Here is a 17137-nt window from a genome sequence, read left to right on the forward strand (position 1 = left end):
CTCGTTTGCTATACCTTAATGGCATAATTTTTCCGACTGGGGTTATCGCCGGGTAATGAAAATCGACGCTGAAATCACTTTCCGCAAGCTTGAGATATTCATGGAGTTTATGGAGAAAGGGAACATTGCGCGCACCGCCGAAGCGCTGGGTATTAGCGGGGTTAGCGTGCACCGCGCGTTGCATACCCTGGAGGAAGGTGTGCGCTGCCCGCTGTTTATTCATAAAGGGCGCAACCTGGTACCGCTCGAATCGGCATTTACCCTGCTGGAGCACAGCAAAGAAGTGGTTGCGCTGATGGCGCGCGGCATCGATGAAACCCGCCAGACGGCAGGCGTAGGCCAGGGGCGACTGCGTATCGGCACCCTCTATTCCCTGACGCTCGAAACCGTTCCGAAACTTATCATGGGCATGAAGCTCAGGCGGCCGGAGCTGGAAATGGATCTCACCATGGGCTCAAACCAGGTGCTGCTAAATATGCTGGAAGACGGCGTACTGGACGCTATTTTGATTTCCATTTCTGAAGGTGAAGTGGATCGCTTGAGGCTGGAAGTCCTGCCCATGTTTAGAGACGATATTTTCCTGGCAGCACCGGCCAGCTTCCCGCTGGACACCTCACACCCGGCAGATCTGCGTGAGTTCCACGCGGAGAAATTCGTTTCTCTGGCGGAAGGCTTTGCCACCTATGCGGGATTTCAGGAAGCCTTTAACGTCGCCGGTTTCGAGCCGGAAATCGTTACTCGGGTAAACGACATTTTCTCAATGGTCAGCCTGGTACAGGCGGGTGTAGGGCTAACCTTGATGCCCGGAAGAATGAAGAAGGTGTATGAAAATTCAGTGCAGCTGCTGAGGCTGGCCGAGCAATATCAGATGAAACAAACCATCGCTATCGTCTTTGCCCGCAACCGTGAACATGACCCGAACCTACTGGCGCTGGCCGCCGAGGGGCGAATGTACGCCCGCACGTTCATCGATACGCCTAACGCGCCGCTCTAGTTTTTTCCACAAGGTGGACAATGGCCGCCACGCTGTTTTGTTCGCGACAAACGGTGATCCCCTCACGAAACGCCTGCCGCGTCAGACCTGAAAGCACGCTACCCGGCGGCATTTCAATCGCCAGCCGCACGTCTCGCTCGTTGGCAGCAATCATCGCCTCTCGCCACCGCACCGTGCGGGCCATATTCAGCGCCAGATCTTCCGCAATTAGCTCTGGTAGCCAAAGTACCCGGCCCGTGCTGCCGCTGAGATAAGCGCAGTTGGGACGACTTAGCGCCACATCAGCAAATGCTTGTTTTAACTTCTGCGCAGGCGCATTCAGCAAGGCACAGTGAGAGGGCACGCTAACCGCCAGCTGCCGGGCTTTTTGAGCCCCCTGCTCAAGCGCCCTACCCGCAACCTTCGCCATAGCCTCCTCGCTACCGGCGATGACGATTTGCTGTTCAGCATTAATATTCGCGATGTAAGTGCCGCTGCCCGCCACCAGGAGTTCCACCTGTTCCAGACGCAGCCCGACGATAGCCGTTAAGCCGTAGCCTTCAGGATAAGCCTGCTCCATCAGATCGCCGCGAAGCGCCACCAGCCGCAGCGCATCTGAAAAGGGAATAACGCCGGCGACTACGGCTGCCGGAAACGCGCCGATAGACAGTCCGCTGACCATGTCTGGTTTTACGCCGCTACGCTCAAGCTCCTGCGCCCAGGCGACACCTGCGATTAGCAGGCAAAGCTGTACGGCACGAGTATGCCTCAGCGCAGCAGCACTATCTAACTGGCCTGCTTCGTCCCCTAAGACCGCCCTGACCTGCGTCAGGATGGCGTCGCGCTCGGGTAGATCCTGTAGCATGCCCACACGCTGGGTTCCCTGCCCGGGAAAAGTAAAAAGTATTTTCATCCGTTTTTCTCCGGCAACCAGGGGTCGATCACAAGCAGCGGCCCCTGATTCGTTTTCAGCAACACGCGTTTTTCTCTTAGCCATTCCGCCAGCGCAAAAGCGCCGTAAGGCGTTTCGATTTGCGTATCAACCCTGCACAGCAGTCGCCCGGTCAGGCTCTGCCACTCTGTCAGCGCCTCTTTTGATATCGGCTGTGGGCTGCGAATCAGCACATCCAGATCGCTCTCGGCATGCATCACCGGCATTTCTGTTGCCAGCGCGTAACCTACGCTCCCGGTAATACCCCAGCACCATGCCCACGGGCGGCTCGCCAGCTGAATAGCGCCCTGCACCGGCGGCATGGAAACAAACGGGGAATTGAGCAGCAGCTCACGGCTGGATAACGCTTCAGGGCTAACAACGCGTTTAACGCTCGCCGTACTTACCCAGCCCGCTGCTCGCTGATCGCGTCGCATCCCCCGCACGCCTACCGGCACACGTCCGTCACGTTCGACATCACGCCGTACCACTACCGGCAGCGCAGGACGCCACTGGCTGGCTATCCACTCCTCGCGAACCCCCTCCAGTGCTTCGCGGTCGGTGAGCCAAAGGAGATCGTGGGGGCGCAATGTCGGCATAGGTTAAATTCCTGAAGTCAGCGTAATAAACAGCGGTAGCGACAGGATAGAGAGTACCGAGCTCAGCAACAACACGGCTTCCGCATCCGGCGATTGCACACCAAACCGGTTGCCAAAAACTACGCCAAAGAAGCCGGCGGCCAGGGCAATCATCAGAATGGAGGTAATGGCCACCGGGCCAGTCAGGCCGAGCGCCAGCACGATGCCCCAGGCGATAAACGGCTGGATAAGCAGTTTGGTAACGGTCGCGGTGATAACCATAGTGTTGATCTGCAGCTTACGCGCAGACAGGATCACGCCGGTCAGGAACAATGCGGCTGCGGTAGCGGCCAGGCCCAGCGGTTTAATAGAAGCCAGCAGCAAGTCAGGCATCCGGACACCGACAGCCGACAGTACAACCCCCAGCAACGGTCCCCACACGATAGGTTTTTTCACCGAACGCCACATCAGTACAGGCAACATTGTCAGCGTTGAGCTAGTGTTTTCCCCTGCCGCACGTGCTTTTTCACGTTCAAGAATCAGCAGGCAGAACGGCGTCATCAGGACGGAGCCGCAGGCAATCGACACCGCGACGGAAAGCGAAGTCGAGGAGCCTTCCCCGAGCACGCTGCCTAAAATCGGCAGGCCAAGCGCGGCATAGTTAGGCAGCGCCACGGTAAGCGTCAACACGGCGGCATCCTGCGGCGACTTTTTAAATACGCTGGTCGCCAGGAAGTAAATCGCCGCATAGGTAATCCACATCGAAAGCACCAGCACCACGATTAGCGGTGACTGCTGAACAATGCCAAGCCACGGCGTTTGTACTGTCGCGCTAAACAGCGCGGCGGGTAGAGCAAAGTCCATGACAAAAATATTAAGCAGCGAGACATTTTTGTTATCGACCATTTTCGCTTTGCCGGCGAAAAATCCCAGCAGCATGATGACAAAAATAGGGGCCAGAGCATGAACGATCACGTAAGTCATAACTTCACCTTGAGTCAATAAAGAGAGTTAGCACGGTCGCGATATTTATTATTTTTCGGACGTCTTTTTATTCAGACACGGCGCGCCGTGTCTGGTTATAGCATCCGGCAGGTCTGTCTTTTTTCTTACCAGCTGGCGCGCATGCGTTCACGAACCAGCGCCGAACTGTGGCGATTTTTCGCCAACAGACGACATTTCAGCGAAGTATCGCTCCGAGCCTCTTTCACTGCCGTACTCAGGGCAGCCTGTACTTTTGTCACATCGTCACTCTTCGGCTCATCCGGATTATGGATATCCAGCAGCATCGAGAGCAGACCCAGGGTTTCGTAATTGCTGATGTCATAGGCCATTGGAGGAATGGTCGCGGCCAGTTTTTCCAGCGCCTCGACGGTGCGTAAGGTGATCCGCGCGGCGGACTCTTTCCCCATCGCGTGAATCATTACGCCCTGGTCGTTAAAAGCGATCAGTCGGTTAGCCTGGTAGCCGTGAGCGAGAAATGCCCCGGACATCGCCTTGCCGACAATCAGGCCCACAACAGGGTGCCCGGCCAGACGAGCGTTGGCGTAAGCGCCTGCGGCACCTGCCAGCGCCTGGTGAATACCGAATGCCTCTTCGCGGCGACCATAGGCCTGACTAGGGACATCAATAACGGCGATGATGGCTCGCTTTTCAGCCTTGTCGGCATCTTCAGCGATGGTTTCGCTGACCACTTTTGCCAGCGTCCAGCCTTCTAACAGCCCGACTTCGCCGCCAGCAGCCCGGGGGTAATGGTTATTGGCATCGGGCACCACAGCGATAAAGCGTGCAGGTTTTCCGTCAACGTTACCGTCGGCGACCTGTACGGAGGCGCACAGTCCCGCCATACGTGGTGCATCCGGGACCAGAGTGTCCAGCCAAACAGCGGCACGATTCAGTTTCTGGCTCATTAGCGTTTCTCCCCAAAAAGCTGTTTGATTTGTTCGGCATCAGCCTGTTGACTGGTGTCGAAATGGGTCAGGCGATCCAGATACCACGCGTAGTTATCGGTGCGATGCAGTGCCGGAACGCCTTTGGCGATGGCTTTGTTGACCGCCTGCTTGACTGCGTGAACGCCGTCCCCAACCAGCGCGTCCACCAGCCCGCTCTGGTAGCGAACTTCGCCACCGGTCATGCTCCAGATAAACGGCCGATCCCGGGAATCGTATTCCTCAATGCCCGCTTCTTGCTCGATAACCTGAGGACCATTGAGGCCCAGGCGCGCTTCGCGAGTTACAATCAGATAGCTGCAAAGTGCAGCGGCAATCGACATCCCCCCAAAGCAACCCACGGTTCCAGCGACAACGCCAATCACCGGGGTATAGCGACGCAGATCGACAATCGCCGCGTGAATATCGGCAATCGCCGCCAGGCCGAGGTTAGCCTCCTGCAGGCGCACGCCGCCGGTTTCCAGGCAAAGCACCGCCTGTGTCGGAATACCGTTGCGGTTGTCTTCCGCCGCCAGCTCAAACGCGGCGGCCATTTTCGCCCCGGAGACTTCACCCATACTGCCGCCCTGGAATGCGCCTTCGATGGCAATCACCACCGCCGGACCACCGTTGATCGTACCTTTGGCCACGACCATACCGTCGTCGGACTGAGGCACAATGCCCTGAGGCCCCAGCCATGGCGAAATAATGCCCTCAAAAGGATCGAGCAGTTCGCGGTAGCTGCCTTCATCAAGCAGCAGACGGGCACGCTCGCGTGCTCTTAATTCAATAAAACTGCTGTCGTCACGCATGAGCCACCTCCTCAAAAACCTGTTCAATGCGGATACGCGCCACGCCCGGCGTCGCGCCAAAATCATGAATGTGCATTTGCCCGGCAGGCAGTTGACTCAGCGCGGCCAGGCGCTCGAAAAGCGCTTTCCAGCGTTTTTCGCTGTTATCGACGGAGGTGGTAATGTCGATGGTCAGAATCTGCCCCTGTGCGGCAGTAAACAGGACTTCCATATCGCCGGAGCCCACCACGCCAGCCAGAGCTTTGCCTGTGGCCGTGCGGGTTGCCGGAAATGACAACGTAATGTGTTCCATAACGCCCTCGTTAATTAAGTGAGTGAAGCGGAGTGGCATCGTTATCGATGCGGTCCAGCAGGAACGTGGCGGCGAGCAAATCAGCCGCGCCGCCCGGAGAGGCATTCAGCGCCAGCATATTGCGGTCGAGCAAATCCAGTGCATCACGGCCTTCTTTGCGCGAAATCCCCCCGTTCATCAGCACGCTGCGGGCACCGTTCTGCATTGTTTCCAGGCCAGGTAAACCGGCACGAGAAAGTACACAGGTATCTGAAAGTGAAGTCATAATCGCCATCAAAGCGTCAATCCTGGCCTCGCCTTCCGTTGCCCCGGACTGGCGGCTACGGCGAAGCTGGGGCAGCGCAAGGCGCATCACGTGAGGGAAACCCTGCTGGGCCTCTTCTCGTGCACCCGGCACGCGATAGCGTCTTGTGGCTCTTAACCCTTTGCTGAAGCTTTTTGGCGCGGCTTCATCAGGAAGTGCTGCAAGTCGCGCTGCCGTAGCGGCGATCTCCACGCTGCTGCCATTCATACCGTGCATAGCGGCGGCGGAAATCAGCAGGCCGAGCGCCCAGATGGCTCCCCGGTGGGTATTCACTCCCCCGGTCGCCGCCATCATCTGTTGCTCACCTTCGCGACCCAGGCGCCCTATCAGCTGGCGCAGCGCGATGTCTGCCGGACGTTCCCAGCTTTGTAATGCCAGAGCATGGAATGTCGGGGTCAGGCTGAGGGCCGATCGCTCCATCAGCGCCAGGCTGAGGTCGTGATGGGCGCCATTCCCCCGGCTGTCCACCAGACCGGGTTTCGGGCTCAGGCGGGCTTCTTCGATCAGGCTTTGGGTCGCAGCCCTTGCCAGCCAGCCCGCTTCGGCCTCGACGCCTTTCTGTGGATGTAATTTCATTACCAGCTCCGGAATTTCGCTGGCGGGTTGTAAAGACCGCCGGACCATTCGACGAGATCGGCCACGCTGCTTGCCGCCAGGAGAGAACGGGTCGCCTCGCTGCGGCGGATCCCCATATCTTCCGGGTAAGCCACTTTGCCGCTCTGGCGAAGTGCGGCGACACGTTTAGCGTCCACGCCCAGGCCGATGTCGGTGATACCGGCAACCGCCGCTACCATCGCGCGGCGCTCTTCCAGGTTCTCCGCACGGTAGAGATACGCAATCCCTTCCTCGGTCAGCACGTGGGTCACGTCGTCGCCGTAAATCATCACTGGCGCCAGCGGCATACCGGAGGTTTTAGCCACTTCAACGGCGTCCAGGGTTTCCACGAAGGTCGGCTTCACGCCCGCCTGGAAGGTTTCGACCATCTGCACCACCAGCTTTTTGCCGCGCTGCATCGGATCGGGCTCGGTGATCATATTCAGCCAGGCCGGTGTGGCATGGCGACGACCATGCGGATCATGGCCCATATTTGGCGCGCCGCCGAAGCCCGATAAGCGGCCACGCGTCACGGTTGAAGAGTTAGCCAGGCCATCAACCTGCAGGGTGGAACCAATAAACATATCCACAGCGTATTGCCCGGCCAGTTGGCACATGGCTCGGTTGGAGCGCATAGAGCCGTCGGCACCGGTAAAGAAGATATCCGGGCGGGCGCGAATGTACTCTTCCATGCCCAGCTCGCCGCCGAAGCAGTGCACGCTCTCGACCCAGCCGCTTTCAATCGCCGGGATCAGCGTCGGGTGCGGGTTCAGGGTCCAGTGTTTGCAGATTTTACCTTTCAGACCAAGCTGTTCGCCGTAAGTCGGCAGCAGCAGCTCAATGGCGGCGGTGTTAAAGCCGATCCCATGGTTCAGCGACTGAACCTGGTGTTCGGCGTAAATGCCTTTGATGGCCATCATCGCCATCAGGATGTGTTCCTGCTTGATCAGGCGCGGGTCACGGGTAAACAGCGGTTCGATAAAGAAGGGTTTGTCGGCAACCACCACGTAGTCAATCCAGGATCCGGGAATGTCCACGCGCGGCAAATCGCAGTCATCGTCCACCAGTTCATTAACCTGGGCGATAACAATCCCGTCATGGAAGGCGGCAGCTTCAACCAATGCAGGCGTATCTTCAGTGCTCGGCCCGGTGTACAGGTTTCCTTTGCGGTCGGCTTTATAACCGGCGATGAGCGCGACGTTAGGCGCAAGATCGACGTACAAGCGCGCATAAAGCTCGATGTAGGTGTGAATCGAGCCAATTTCTAACAGCCCGTCTTCAAGCAGTTGAGAAATACGCAGGCTTTGGGTGCCGGAGAAAGAGAAGTCAAGCTTGCGGGCGATACCTTTTTCAAAAATATCAAGGTGTTCACTGCGGCCGACGCTCGGCATGATCATATGCAGATCGTGTACTTTTTGCGGGCTGACCTCTGCCAGCATGCGGGAGAGAAAATCGGCCTGTTTTTGGTTATTTCCTTCCAGCACTACCCGGTCGCCCGGTGCAATCAGCTTTTCCATCACTTCGACGAGGTCCCCGGTCGGGATCACCTTGCCCTGTACGTTACTGGACGCCATACGTCGCTGCTTCTCGGTGCGACGCGTGTTCCAGACGCGGGCAGGCGTTTGGCTAGCACTCATTATTAACCTCCTGATTCAGCGCATCATTTTGATTGGCTTTAGTCTGGTTAAAAGTGTGCGCCACGCGGGGTTGGCTATCAATTAAGCTCAGGCGTTAATCATTAGCCTTAGAGTAATAATGGATTTATCGTTTTGTGATCGGCGTAGAAGGCGAAGATGGCCAGGGTGCGCTACGCGGATGAAGGAGGAAAAAGGTGTACTTCGCTGCCCCCGATGTTAAGGTTGGCGAGTCTTAAATACAGGTTTTAACGTCATGCTGCTCGTCGCCGTACTCAACAATCCTCTGCTAAAACAGCCGCGCATCGCTTAGCGCGCTCACACATTCCCGTCTGCAATTTGAAACGGAACCTTGTTCCGTGGGCACACTTTTGTTGTGAGAAAAAACATGTCAAAGACTGAAAAGCACTGGTCTCAGGTCGAGCACCTGCACGAAACGGTGACCAACCCCAATATTCATATTAAAGGCCAGCACAGTTATTACAGCGACTGCTGGGATAGCGGTTTTGAGCGAAGCGTGGTGCGCTACCTGCAGGGTGACGCGGTGAGCCGGGAGTGGGAGCCCATTGGCGAGCTTGACCAGCTGTGGATAGGGGATTACGTCTGTATCGCCGCCGAGGCGGTGATCCTGATGGGCGGCAACCACACGCACAGAGGCGACTGGTTCTCTCTTTACCCCTTTATCGAAACCATCAAAGACGCCTACCGCGCCAAAGGCGACACGACGCTCGGAGACGGATGCTGGATAGGCATGAGGGCAATCATCATGCCCGGCGTAACCATCGGTGAAGGCGCAATTATTGCCGCTGGCAGCGTGGTGACGAAAGACGTCGCGCCTTACAGCGTCGTCGGCGGTAACCCGGCCAAACCAATCGCCCTGCGTTTCGAACCCGAGGTGATTGAGCGGCTGCTGAAGCTGCACATTTACCAGCTAAGCGACGAGCACTTTCAGGCTATTCGGCCCCTGTTGAGCAATAACGATATTGCTGCGCTGGAGCAGGCGGTGGGAGCACTGCGGTAAAGAAAGCAGGCGGGAATATCCCGCCCGTTGTTAAATCTTAGCGAAACTTCTTGTGGTAGGTATCGCGAGTGGTTTTGAAGTCTGCGGCAGCAGCCTGAGCTTCTGTCACTTTGCCTTCGTTGGCCAGCTTCAGGGCACCGTCAATCTGGCCCACGAGAATATCAAACCCGTGGCGGTACTCTTTCATGTTGGCGCTGTCGGCCGCTTCATTTTCCAGCTTTGGCGGGGTGCCTTTCTGCGCATCCAAAGCCGCTTCACGCATATTGCCCAGTGAAGTTTTCAGCTCGGCGGCGTCTTTGGTGCTCAGCACGGTCTTGTAGTTTTTCGCGATAATGTCCATGTCGTCACCGACATCTTTGGCAAACGCAGCGCCGGACAGTAACACGGATGATACGGCTAACATTGCAATCAGTTGCTTACGCATTTACTCACCTTATCTTTTTTATATGAGAAACGGGCGCGGCAGGACGCGCCACATTGCTTTACTGACCGGCTATCTTCATCTCCGGAAGTAAGACTGAACCACACTGAATGTTGCTACGTGTTTCTATATCGTTGCCAATAGTAACTATCTCGCGCCACATGTCTTTCAGGTTGCCGGCGATGGTGATTTCGCTCACCGGATACTGGATCTCGCCATTTTCAACCCAGAAGCCCGCCGCACCGCGAGAATAGTCGCCGGTAATGCCGCTCACGCCCTGCCCCATCAGCTCGGTCACCACCAGCCCGGTGCCCATCTGTTTCAGCATTTCCTCAAAGCTCAGGCCCTGGCCAGCAATGCGCCAGTTGTGGATCCCGCCCGCGTGGCCGGTGCTTTTCAGCCCCAGCTTACGTGCGGAATAGTTGGTCAGCAGCCACTGCTGCAGCACACCGTCCTTGATGATATCGCGGCGTTCGGTACGCACGCCTTCGCTGTCAAACGGCGTGGAAGCCAGGCCTTTAAGCAGGTGCGGATGTTCTTCAATGGTCAGCCAGTCCGGCAGAATTTGCTTGCCGAGGGAATCCAGCAGGAAAGTTGATTTGCGGTACACCGCACCGCCCGCAATCGCGCCGACCAGGTGACCAAACAGCCCGGTCGCCACTTCATTAGCGAAAATCACCGGGGCTTTCATGGTGGACAGTTTACGCGGAGACAGGCGAGACAGCGTGCGGCGCGCGCAGTCGGCCCCGACCCATTCAGGTGATTTCAGGTCTTCCATCGCGCGACCGATGGTGTATGCATAATCCCGCTCCATATCACCGTTTTCTTCGGCAATGACGCAGCTCGAAAGAGAATGGCGGGTGGAGCAGTAGCTCTGCAGCATACCGTGGCTGTTGCCGAAAACTTTGATGCCGTAATGGCTGTTAAAGCTGCCGCCTTCGGTATTGGTAATACGTTTGTCCACGTTCAGGGACGCGTTTTCCGCTCGCGCGGCAAGTTCAATGGCGCGCTCCGGGTCAATTTCCGTTGGGTGGAAGAGATCCAGATCGGGGGCATCAAAGGCCAGCAATTCTTTATCCGCCACGCCAGCATAAGGGTCCGGCGAGGTATAGCGAGCGATGTCCAGCGCGGCCTGTACGGTACGGGCAATGGCGTCCGGGCTCAGATCCGTGGACGAAGCGCTGCCTTTGCGGTTTTGGTGATAAACGGTGATGCCCAACGCACCATCGCTGTTGAATTCGACGTTCTCCACCTCACCGTAGCGGGTGCTGACGCTGATACCGGTGGTTTTACTGACCGCCACTTCCGCGCCGTCTGACTTGCCCTTTGCCAGCTCCAGCGCCTGTGAAACCGCCTGCTCCAGAACCTGACGTTGTTGTGCTACTTGCGTGTTTACTTTCATCGCTACTGCCATAATGTAAGGTGAGTCGTTCAAGTCTAACAGGATCAGAACAATTTCGCAGTGCAGGCCCATTGCTGGTAATATCCGCGTCAACTTTTTAAGGAGCCTAATATGACCAAGCAGCCCGAAGACTGGCTCGACGACGTGCCCGATGATGAAAATGAAGACGAAGATGATGAAATTATCTGGGTCAGTAAAAGTGAGATTAAGCGCGACGCCGAAGAGCTAAAACGCCTGGGCGTTGAGCTGATGGAACTGGGCAAAAATGCCCTGGAAAAAATCCCGCTCGACGATGATTTACGTGCCGCCATTGAGCTGGCGCAGCGCATCAAGAAAGAAGGCCGCCGCCGCCAGGTGCAGCTGATCGGCAAGATGATGCGTTCCCGCGACATGGATCCAATCCGTCAGGCGCTCGACAAGCTGAAGAACCGCCACAACCAGCAGGTTTCGCTGTTCCACAAGCTGGAAGCCCTGCGCGACCGCCTGGTTGAAGAAGGCGATGACGCGATGAGCGAAGTCCTGAGACTTTATCCGCAGGCGGACCGCCAGCAGCTGCGCGTGTTGATCCGTAACGCGCAAAAAGAAAAAGCGGCCAATAAGCCGCCTAAGTCCTACCGTCAGATCTTCTCTTACCTTCGCGAACTCGCCGAAGAGCAGGAAAGCTAAGACGTTAGCGCTGGCCTGTTTTCCCCCCGGCCAGCGCTCAATTTCCTCTGACCTTTCTCAGGTCAAATTACTGCGTCGATACAGCGCCACGCCCACCGCCAGCACGGCGAGCATACCCGCACAGCTGCGGTTCACCCAGCGCATCACGTTGGCGGAGAATTTACGCATCGCGTGGCGGCCACCCCAGGCGTAAATCGTCATCATGATGCAGTCAATAATCGCGCTGACCAGCGCCAGAATCATGTACTGCATCGCCACCGGCTCCTGCGGGCGGATGAACTGCGGTAAAAATGCCGAGAAGAACAGCAGCCCTTTGGGGTTGGATAAGCCGACCATCAGCGATCGCAGAAACGCCGTTTTGCCCGTGGCCACTGCCGCCGAAGCGCTCACGCTTAGCGCCTTAGCAGGTGCGCGCCACAGCACGTAAGCCAGATAGACCAGGTAAAGCGCGCCGCCCCATTTCACCACTGCAAACAGCTGTTCAGAAGCCTGCAACAACGCGCCCAGGCCGCAGCCCACCGCGCCAATCAGCAGCAGGTCCGCCAGCACCGCACCGAGGAAGCCGTAGCCCGCAATGCGCATTCCGTAGGTGGCTCCGTTATTGAGCGCTAAAAGCATCGACGGGCCTGGCGTCACCATAACCGCGCTAACGGCGATGACGTAAAGAAACAGCGTGGTGATATCCATCTATTAAGTCCTGGTAAAAAATAGATTAGCGCCCGGCGGCGACTGCCTGCCGGGTACTTTAAAAACGTTTAGATTAAAGCGGGCGTTCCATCACGATGTGGCAGAGATCGTCAAAAAAGCGGCCATACTGAGCGTCACCGATGGGCTGCGGATAACTCAGCACAATCAGCTGATGATCGTGGATATCCGCATGGTAAGTCGGATGGTGATGCACATAGTCGTTTTCGCAGAAGCCTAGGCTTTGGTAAAAACGCAGCCGCTTATGAGCGATCTCAGTGGTGAGCGGATCGATTTCGAGGATAGTTTGCGGGTAAAGCCGCAAAAACTGGCTCAGCATTCGCTTGCCGTAGCCCTGCGCACGCAGCTGGCCGTTCACGGCGAGGTGCTCAATATAGGCATAATCGCCAAAATCCCACGCGCCGATCATGCCGACAAACTGCTCGCCGTCGAACCAGGCCTGCAGGCTGTAATTCGGGTGAGAAAGCGCGCTAATTTTTGCGGCGGGCTGGCGTTTCTCATGGCGCGGAAAGGCGCTTTCATACAGCTCGTCCACGCATTCAAAATACGGGGAGCTGCGGTCGGTAATTCGTTTTATCGTTAGCATGAGCGCAGTTTACCAAATGTATACACTTTACGATCGCCATTTCGGGTAGCTTATTCACATTGCGCTAATGCCCTACGTTCCCCTTTGACTTAATCCGTCCAGATAGAGGTTCTCTGCTTTGATGCCAGATATCGATGCCCAACGACGCGCTCTTAAGCTTGCCTGTAAAACCGAGCTGAGAGGATTTAAAGAAATGACACCTGCGGAGCAATTCCGGGAGATGGCCGACTGGGCCAGGGAAAATGAATTCGCCCATGACAGCTACGGCGTTGGGGATTTTATCGCGGGTTTTGAGACCAAAATCGCTCAGCTACTGGGTAAACCAGCGGCAATATTTATTCCTACCGGAGTGATGGCGCAGCTGATAGCGGTCATTATCTGGAGCGAACGTAACCGCCTGCCTCGCTTTGGCGCGCACGCGACATCGCACCTGCTGATTCATGAGCAGCAAACTTTTCAGGCCCTGGTGAAGATGCATGGCGTCGTCGTAGGTCATAAACTACGGCCTATCCTTGCCAGTGATTTTACCGCCATAGCGGAGCCTTTAAGCTGCCTTGTGGTTGAACTTCCCGCGCGTGAGATTGGCGGACAACTCCCGGAGTGGGACGAGCTGGAAGCCCTGAAAGCCGCAGCCGCAGAAGCTGGCACGCCGCTGCATATGGACGGGGCTCGCCTCTGGGAGAGCCGGGCGTATTACCAGCGCACCTGGGCTGAAATTGCTGAGGGTTTTTCTTCAGTCTATGTTTCCGTCTACAAGGGCCTCGGGGGTATTTCAGGTTCGTTACTCGCTGGCGATGAAGACTTTATCCGCCAGGCTCGCGTCTGGCTCAGACGATTAGGCGGTAACGTGGTGACGCAAAGTCCCGCGGTGGTTTCCACGGCAATGCGCTTAGAAAAACGGCTGACCATCCTTGAGAGCTGCTATCAGCGCACCCTCAGTCTCGCCGCCAGCCTGGAGGCCGTGCCGGGCATTCGTATCCTGCCCCGCAGACCTCAGGTCAACATGCTGCATGTTTATTTCGATGCGGATAAAGAAACATTACTCAGCGCCAGGGATGAAATAGCCAGGCAGGAGGGATACTGGCTGTTCAATGCGCTGGAAGAGGCCGAAGTACCGGGCTGGTGTAAAACGGAATGGTATGTAGGCGACAACATGCTGCCGATAGGCAACGAGACCGTTTTAAACTTGTTCCACCAACTGATGGCTAAAGCGAGCCGCTAACCGTTCGCCAGCAGATAAAAAAAATGGCCCCGCATAGGGGCCAGTTTTCTTCGGGCGTTAAGCGCGGTCCACCGTAAAGGCTAAGACATCGGCAAGGCTTTCCGCCCCCAGCGCCAGCATAATCAGGCGGTCAACGCCCAGCGCTACGCCGGAGCTGTCCGGCATGCCCGCTTCCAGCGCCGCCAGCAGGTTCATGTCCACCGGCTGCTGCGGCAGGCCAAGCGCCGCGCGTTTGCGGTTATCCTGCTCGAAACGCTGCTGCTGTTCGCGGGCATCTGTCAGCTCATGGAAGCCATTCGCCAGCTCGATACCTTTGAAGTAAACCTCAAAGCGCTCCGCCACGCGGTGATCTTCGGTGCTGATCTGCGCCAGAGAGGCCTGGCTTGCCGGGAAGTGATACACGAAGGTCGGCTTGTCTTTACCAATCTGTGGCTCGACGCCCATCGCGAACAACAGCTGCAACAGCGTGTCCCGGTCTTCTTCTTTGTCGGCAATGTTGCTCAGGTCGAGCTTCGCCGCCGCTTCACGCAGCTGCGCTTTGTCTGCAGACAGTGGGTCGATATCCAGATGGCGCTGGAAGGCCTGCTGGTAAGACAAACTTTCTGCGGCGCCGCATTCCAGCACCTGCTGCAGGAGATCGTCCACCTCATTCATCAGGCGGTACATGTCGTAATGCGGGCGATACCACTCCAGCATGGTGAATTCCGGGTTGTGGTGGCGCCCCATCTCTTCATTACGGAAACTGCGACACAGCTGGAACACCGGGCCACAGCCCGCCGCCAGCAGGCGTTTCATGTGGTATTCCGGGCTGGTCATCAGGTACAAATTCATGCCCTGAGAGTGACCTGGGCCGACGAAACGGGTTTCAAACGGCACCAGATGAATATCGGTTACCGTCGCCTGGCTCATGCAGGGTGTTTCCACCTCCAGAACGCCTCGGTCGGCGAAGAAGCGCCGAATCTCCGCCATAATGGCGGCGCGTTTTAACAAATTGGGGATGGATGCGCTCGGCTGCCAGGTGGCCGTTTCGCTCATGAGAAAGTCTCCGTATTTATGCAAGGCCGAGAAGTCTACCCGCATCACAGAAAGGAGACAAATTTTGTGCAGAGAATTTTGTTCTGAGCGTTTTATGGCCCGCGTTACGCAAACTTTTTCTCGTGCTCAAGCAGCCATTTTTTTCGTGCAATGCCGCCACCGTATCCCGTCATAGTCCCGTTTTTACCGATGATTCTGTGGCACGGAATGACGATGGCAACCCGGTTCGCGCCGTTGGCTCCGGCCACCGCACGCACGGCGTCTGGATTCTCCATTTTTATCGCCAGCGCCTGATAGTGGGACGTTTCGCCATAAGGCACGGTCCCAAGCTGCTGCCAGACTTTTTGCTGAAACGCGCTGCCCGGCGTCTGCAGTGCAAGGGTGAACTGCTGCCTTTTTCCAGCAAAGTATTCCCCGATCTCTTTTTCCGCCTGCCGCGTATGATCATTTTCCCCGGCGATGATACGGGCATTGAGCCGCGACTGCAGATCGTCAAATTCCCGCTCCAGCGCGCGTCGGTCAACAAATTCCAGCAGGCAGACGCCCATCTCGGTGGCGCACACAAACATCGGCCCGATGGGCGTGGTAAAACGGTGAATGACGATGATATCTGCCGCCCGACTGGGGGCATCGCCAGTGAGCTTTTTGCAGGTATAGCCAAACCCACTCAGCGAGTCGTAGCCGCTGCTAAACGCCGCATCCGTCGCACTTTTCCCACGCCTGAGCTCCTGCAACGCCACATTCACACGCAGCATTCTCTGCCAGGCCTGAAAAGTCATCCCGTGGTGTTGCACAAACCAGCGCCGGAGACGTTCAGGGCTGATGTTTTGCTCACGCAGCTCACCATCGCTGACCCGGTTCTCACTGCTCGCCCTGAAAAGGGCAATGGCCTGCTCGACTATGGGCGGCGCAGAGAAGGCATTTTCAGTGGGGCGGCAGATCTTACAGGGACGAAAGCCCGCGTGAAGCGCGGATTTGAAGTCGTCATAAAACTCAACGTTACCCCGCTTAGGCTTACGGGCGCGGCAGTTGGAAATGCAGAACACGCCGGTGGTTTTCACGCCCACGAAAAAAACGCCGACATGCTCGGAAGAGCGCGCCACCAGCGCCTCGTACCAGGTATTGCACTGCTCGATATCAAGGATTTTCATCGGCAAAGATCTCGTCAAATGCGCCCTGCTGGCGGAGGCTAAACAACAGATGCTGTAACTTACGGTTCAGCGCGGCGTGCACGAAATTCCCCATTGAAATACGTTTCACCCCCAGCGCCGCCAGTTGATCAAAATCGGGCAGACCCGGCATGCACATCACATTCAGCGGCAGATCAACTGCGCCGGCAATCGCCTGAATATCTTCAGGTGAGGTCACGCAGGGCACAAAGAAGCCGTCAGCCCCCGCCTGTTGATATAGCCTGCCGCGGGCGATCGTTTGATTCAGCGCATCTAATTCACCAAGCAAGAAGCCATCGGTTCTGGCATTGATAAAGAGCGGCGTTTTCGCGGCATCCAGCCCTGCTTTGATCGCGCTCAGGCGGACAGCAAAGTGTGTTGCATCCAGTAAACGACGCGTTCCCTGTTCAACTTTGCTGTCTTCAAGGTTAATGCCGACAACGCCCAGCTGTGCCAGCTGAATGGCCTGGCTCACAACCGTTTCGGTGTCTGCCCCATATCCGGCTTCCATATCGACGGAAAGCGGCAAGCTGACGCGCTCACGTATGCGGGCCACCAGGGCAAGAAGTACAGAAAATGGCAGCGCTTCGCCATCCTTGTAGCCCAACATATCGGCGATTGCCGCGCTTGAGGTGCCCAGCGCCTGATAACCCGCGTCCTGTGCCGCCTGAGCGCTGCTGACATCCCAAACGTTAGCCAGCAGCAATGGCGTGCTCTGATAATGCATCTGACTGAAGCTCATTTTTATCCCCTGCTTTTATAGAATGGAAAAGATTCTGAGCTCCAGCCGGGGCGGCAACAACCGAAAAACAGACGACTATTTTTCGCCGCTTTTTGTTCGCATTACACCATTTAAACATTCAT

The 17137-nt window shown here is 56.8% G+C and carries 19 protein-coding genes; 4 read left to right on the top strand and 15 right to left on the bottom strand.

The window, feature by feature from the left end:
* Positions 1 to 55: 55 nt before the first annotated feature.
* Positions 56 to 994: a LysR family transcriptional regulator gene (locus tag A936_RS00965; protein ID WP_008453700.1), complete on the top strand. Its 939-nt coding sequence runs from the start codon at positions 56 to 58 to the stop codon at positions 992 to 994.
* Here A936_RS00965 and mdcH read toward each other — a convergent pair.
* From mdcH to mdcA, 8 genes are all read right to left on the bottom strand, one after another.
* Positions 978 to 1886, bottom strand: a complete 909-nt coding sequence (gene mdcH / locus A936_RS00970; protein WP_008453702.1) for a malonate decarboxylase subunit epsilon — start codon at positions 1884 to 1886, stop codon at positions 978 to 980. The two genes, A936_RS00965 and mdcH, sit on opposite strands and share 17 nt — an antisense overlap.
* Complete coding sequence (locus A936_RS00975) at positions 1883 to 2503, bottom strand: malonate decarboxylase holo-ACP synthase (RefSeq protein WP_008453705.1); 621 nt, start codon at positions 2501 to 2503, stop codon at positions 1883 to 1885. The genes mdcH and A936_RS00975 overlap by 4 nt, the downstream gene beginning before the upstream one ends.
* 3 nt (positions 2504 to 2506) lie before the next feature.
* On the bottom strand, positions 2507 to 3466 hold the full coding sequence (locus A936_RS00980) for an AEC family transporter (protein WP_008453707.1): 960 nt from the start codon (positions 3464 to 3466) through the stop codon (positions 2507 to 2509).
* 125 nt (positions 3467 to 3591) lie between these two features.
* A complete protein-coding gene (gene mdcE / locus A936_RS00985) occupies positions 3592 to 4392 on the bottom strand; it encodes a biotin-independent malonate decarboxylase subunit gamma (RefSeq protein ID WP_008453709.1) in 801 nt (266 codons plus the stop codon).
* Entirely contained in the window at positions 4392 to 5222 is an 831-nt protein-coding gene (locus A936_RS00990; protein ID WP_008453711.1) for a biotin-independent malonate decarboxylase subunit beta, read from the bottom strand. The genes mdcE and A936_RS00990 overlap by 1 nt, the downstream gene beginning before the upstream one ends.
* A complete protein-coding gene (mdcC, locus tag A936_RS00995; protein WP_008453713.1) occupies positions 5215 to 5514 on the bottom strand; it encodes a malonate decarboxylase acyl carrier protein in 300 nt (99 codons plus the stop codon). Before mdcC ends, A936_RS00990 begins: the two co-directional genes overlap by 8 nt.
* A 10-nt stretch (positions 5515 to 5524) precedes the next feature.
* Positions 5525 to 6394, bottom strand: coding sequence for a triphosphoribosyl-dephospho-CoA synthase (locus A936_RS01000; RefSeq protein ID WP_008453715.1), 870 nt, complete (start codon positions 6392 to 6394; stop codon positions 5525 to 5527).
* Positions 6394 to 8049, bottom strand: coding sequence for a malonate decarboxylase subunit alpha (gene mdcA, locus A936_RS01005; protein ID WP_008453717.1), 1656 nt, complete (start codon positions 8047 to 8049; stop codon positions 6394 to 6396). The genes A936_RS01000 and mdcA overlap by 1 nt, the downstream gene beginning before the upstream one ends.
* 385 nt (positions 8050 to 8434) lie before the next feature.
* Here mdcA and A936_RS01010 point away from each other — a divergent pair, with 385 nt between their 5' ends.
* Positions 8435 to 9067 carry a CatB-related O-acetyltransferase gene (locus tag A936_RS01010; protein ID WP_008453718.1) on the top strand — a complete coding sequence of 211 codons (633 nt, stop codon included), beginning with the start codon at positions 8435 to 8437 and terminating at the stop codon, positions 9065 to 9067.
* Between the two features lie 37 nt (positions 9068 to 9104).
* Here the strand turns inward: A936_RS01010 and cybC are convergent, their stop codons facing one another.
* Both cybC and pmbA read right to left on the bottom strand, forming a co-directional pair.
* On the bottom strand, positions 9105 to 9491 hold the full coding sequence (gene cybC, locus A936_RS01015) for a cytochrome b562 (protein ID WP_008453720.1): 387 nt from the start codon (positions 9489 to 9491) through the stop codon (positions 9105 to 9107).
* Between the two features lie 58 nt (positions 9492 to 9549).
* Positions 9550 to 10902 (bottom strand): metalloprotease PmbA, encoded by a 1353-nt coding sequence (pmbA, locus tag A936_RS01020; protein WP_034807432.1) that lies wholly within the window; start codon positions 10900 to 10902, stop codon positions 9550 to 9552.
* Between the two features lie 99 nt (positions 10903 to 11001).
* On the opposite strand from pmbA, the gene yjgA reads away from it, so the two are divergent.
* Positions 11002 to 11556 (top strand): ribosome biogenesis factor YjgA, encoded by a 555-nt coding sequence (gene yjgA, locus A936_RS01025; protein ID WP_008453724.1) that lies wholly within the window; start codon positions 11002 to 11004, stop codon positions 11554 to 11556.
* 57 nt (positions 11557 to 11613) lie between these two features.
* On the opposite strand, the gene A936_RS01030 is transcribed toward yjgA, so the two are convergent.
* Both A936_RS01030 and A936_RS01035 read right to left on the bottom strand, forming a co-directional pair.
* Positions 11614 to 12243 (bottom strand): LysE family translocator, encoded by a 630-nt coding sequence (locus A936_RS01030; protein WP_008453726.1) that lies wholly within the window; start codon positions 12241 to 12243, stop codon positions 11614 to 11616.
* A 73-nt stretch (positions 12244 to 12316) separates the two neighbouring features.
* On the bottom strand, positions 12317 to 12847 hold the full coding sequence (locus A936_RS01035; protein ID WP_008453728.1) for a GNAT family N-acetyltransferase: 531 nt from the start codon (positions 12845 to 12847) through the stop codon (positions 12317 to 12319).
* 193 nt (positions 12848 to 13040) lie between these two features.
* On the opposite strand from A936_RS01035, the gene A936_RS01040 reads away from it, so the two are divergent.
* Positions 13041 to 14069, top strand: a complete 1029-nt coding sequence (locus tag A936_RS01040) for a threonine aldolase family protein (RefSeq protein WP_008453731.1) — start codon at positions 13041 to 13043, stop codon at positions 14067 to 14069.
* Positions 14070 to 14126: 57 nt separating this feature from the next.
* Here the strand turns inward: A936_RS01040 and epmA are convergent, their stop codons facing one another.
* The 3 genes from epmA to A936_RS01055 form a co-directional block, all read right to left on the bottom strand.
* Complete coding sequence (gene epmA / locus A936_RS01045; protein WP_008453732.1) at positions 14127 to 15104, bottom strand: elongation factor P--(R)-beta-lysine ligase; 978 nt, start codon at positions 15102 to 15104, stop codon at positions 14127 to 14129.
* 104 nt (positions 15105 to 15208) lie between these two features.
* Positions 15209 to 16255, bottom strand: coding sequence for a bifunctional transcriptional activator/DNA repair enzyme AdaA (locus A936_RS01050; RefSeq protein WP_008453734.1), 1047 nt, complete (start codon positions 16253 to 16255; stop codon positions 15209 to 15211).
* On the bottom strand, positions 16242 to 17015 hold the full coding sequence (locus A936_RS01055; protein ID WP_008453737.1) for an isocitrate lyase/PEP mutase family protein: 774 nt from the start codon (positions 17013 to 17015) through the stop codon (positions 16242 to 16244). Before A936_RS01055 ends, A936_RS01050 begins: the two co-directional genes overlap by 14 nt.
* Between the last annotated feature and the right edge of the window lie 122 nt (positions 17016 to 17137).

Origin of the sequence: Enterobacter sp. Ag1, from assembly GCA_000277545.1 — a bacterium.
GTDB lineage: Bacteria > Pseudomonadota > Gammaproteobacteria > Enterobacterales > Enterobacteriaceae > Cedecea.

What these genes read in the sequence shown, in the direction of transcription:
- A936_RS00965 (WP_008453700.1), top strand. Translation starts at nt 56, where the DNA reads ATGAAAATCGACGCTGAAATCACTTTCCGCAAGCTTGAGATATTCATG.
- mdcH (WP_008453702.1), bottom strand. Translation starts at nt 1,886, where the DNA reads ATGAAAATACTTTTTACTTTTCCCGGGCAGGGAACCCAGCGTGTGGGC.
- A936_RS00975 (WP_008453705.1), bottom strand. Translation starts at nt 2,503, where the DNA reads ATGCCGACATTGCGCCCCCACGATCTCCTTTGGCTCACCGACCGCGAA.
- A936_RS00980 (WP_008453707.1), bottom strand. Translation starts at nt 3,466, where the DNA reads ATGACTTACGTGATCGTTCATGCTCTGGCCCCTATTTTTGTCATCATG.
- mdcE (WP_008453709.1), bottom strand. Translation starts at nt 4,392, where the DNA reads ATGAGCCAGAAACTGAATCGTGCCGCTGTTTGGCTGGACACTCTGGTC.
- A936_RS00990 (WP_008453711.1), bottom strand. Translation starts at nt 5,222, where the DNA reads ATGCGTGACGACAGCAGTTTTATTGAATTAAGAGCACGCGAGCGTGCC.
- mdcC (WP_008453713.1), bottom strand. Translation starts at nt 5,514, where the DNA reads ATGGAACACATTACGTTGTCATTTCCGGCAACCCGCACGGCCACAGGC.
- A936_RS01000 (WP_008453715.1), bottom strand. Translation starts at nt 6,394, where the DNA reads ATGAAATTACATCCACAGAAAGGCGTCGAGGCCGAAGCGGGCTGGCTG.
- mdcA (WP_008453717.1), bottom strand. Translation starts at nt 8,049, where the DNA reads ATGAGTGCTAGCCAAACGCCTGCCCGCGTCTGGAACACGCGTCGCACC.
- A936_RS01010 (WP_008453718.1), top strand. Translation starts at nt 8,435, where the DNA reads ATGTCAAAGACTGAAAAGCACTGGTCTCAGGTCGAGCACCTGCACGAA.
- cybC (WP_008453720.1), bottom strand. Translation starts at nt 9,491, where the DNA reads ATGCGTAAGCAACTGATTGCAATGTTAGCCGTATCATCCGTGTTACTG.
- pmbA (WP_034807432.1), bottom strand. Translation starts at nt 10,902, where the DNA reads ATGGCAGTAGCGATGAAAGTAAACACGCAAGTAGCACAACAACGTCAG.
- yjgA (WP_008453724.1), top strand. Translation starts at nt 11,002, where the DNA reads ATGACCAAGCAGCCCGAAGACTGGCTCGACGACGTGCCCGATGATGAA.
- A936_RS01030 (WP_008453726.1), bottom strand. Translation starts at nt 12,243, where the DNA reads ATGGATATCACCACGCTGTTTCTTTACGTCATCGCCGTTAGCGCGGTT.
- A936_RS01035 (WP_008453728.1), bottom strand. Translation starts at nt 12,847, where the DNA reads ATGCTAACGATAAAACGAATTACCGACCGCAGCTCCCCGTATTTTGAA.
- A936_RS01040 (WP_008453731.1), top strand. Translation starts at nt 13,041, where the DNA reads ATGACACCTGCGGAGCAATTCCGGGAGATGGCCGACTGGGCCAGGGAA.
- epmA (WP_008453732.1), bottom strand. Translation starts at nt 15,104, where the DNA reads ATGAGCGAAACGGCCACCTGGCAGCCGAGCGCATCCATCCCCAATTTG.
- A936_RS01050 (WP_008453734.1), bottom strand. Translation starts at nt 16,255, where the DNA reads ATGAAAATCCTTGATATCGAGCAGTGCAATACCTGGTACGAGGCGCTG.
- A936_RS01055 (WP_008453737.1), bottom strand. Translation starts at nt 17,015, where the DNA reads ATGAGCTTCAGTCAGATGCATTATCAGAGCACGCCATTGCTGCTGGCT.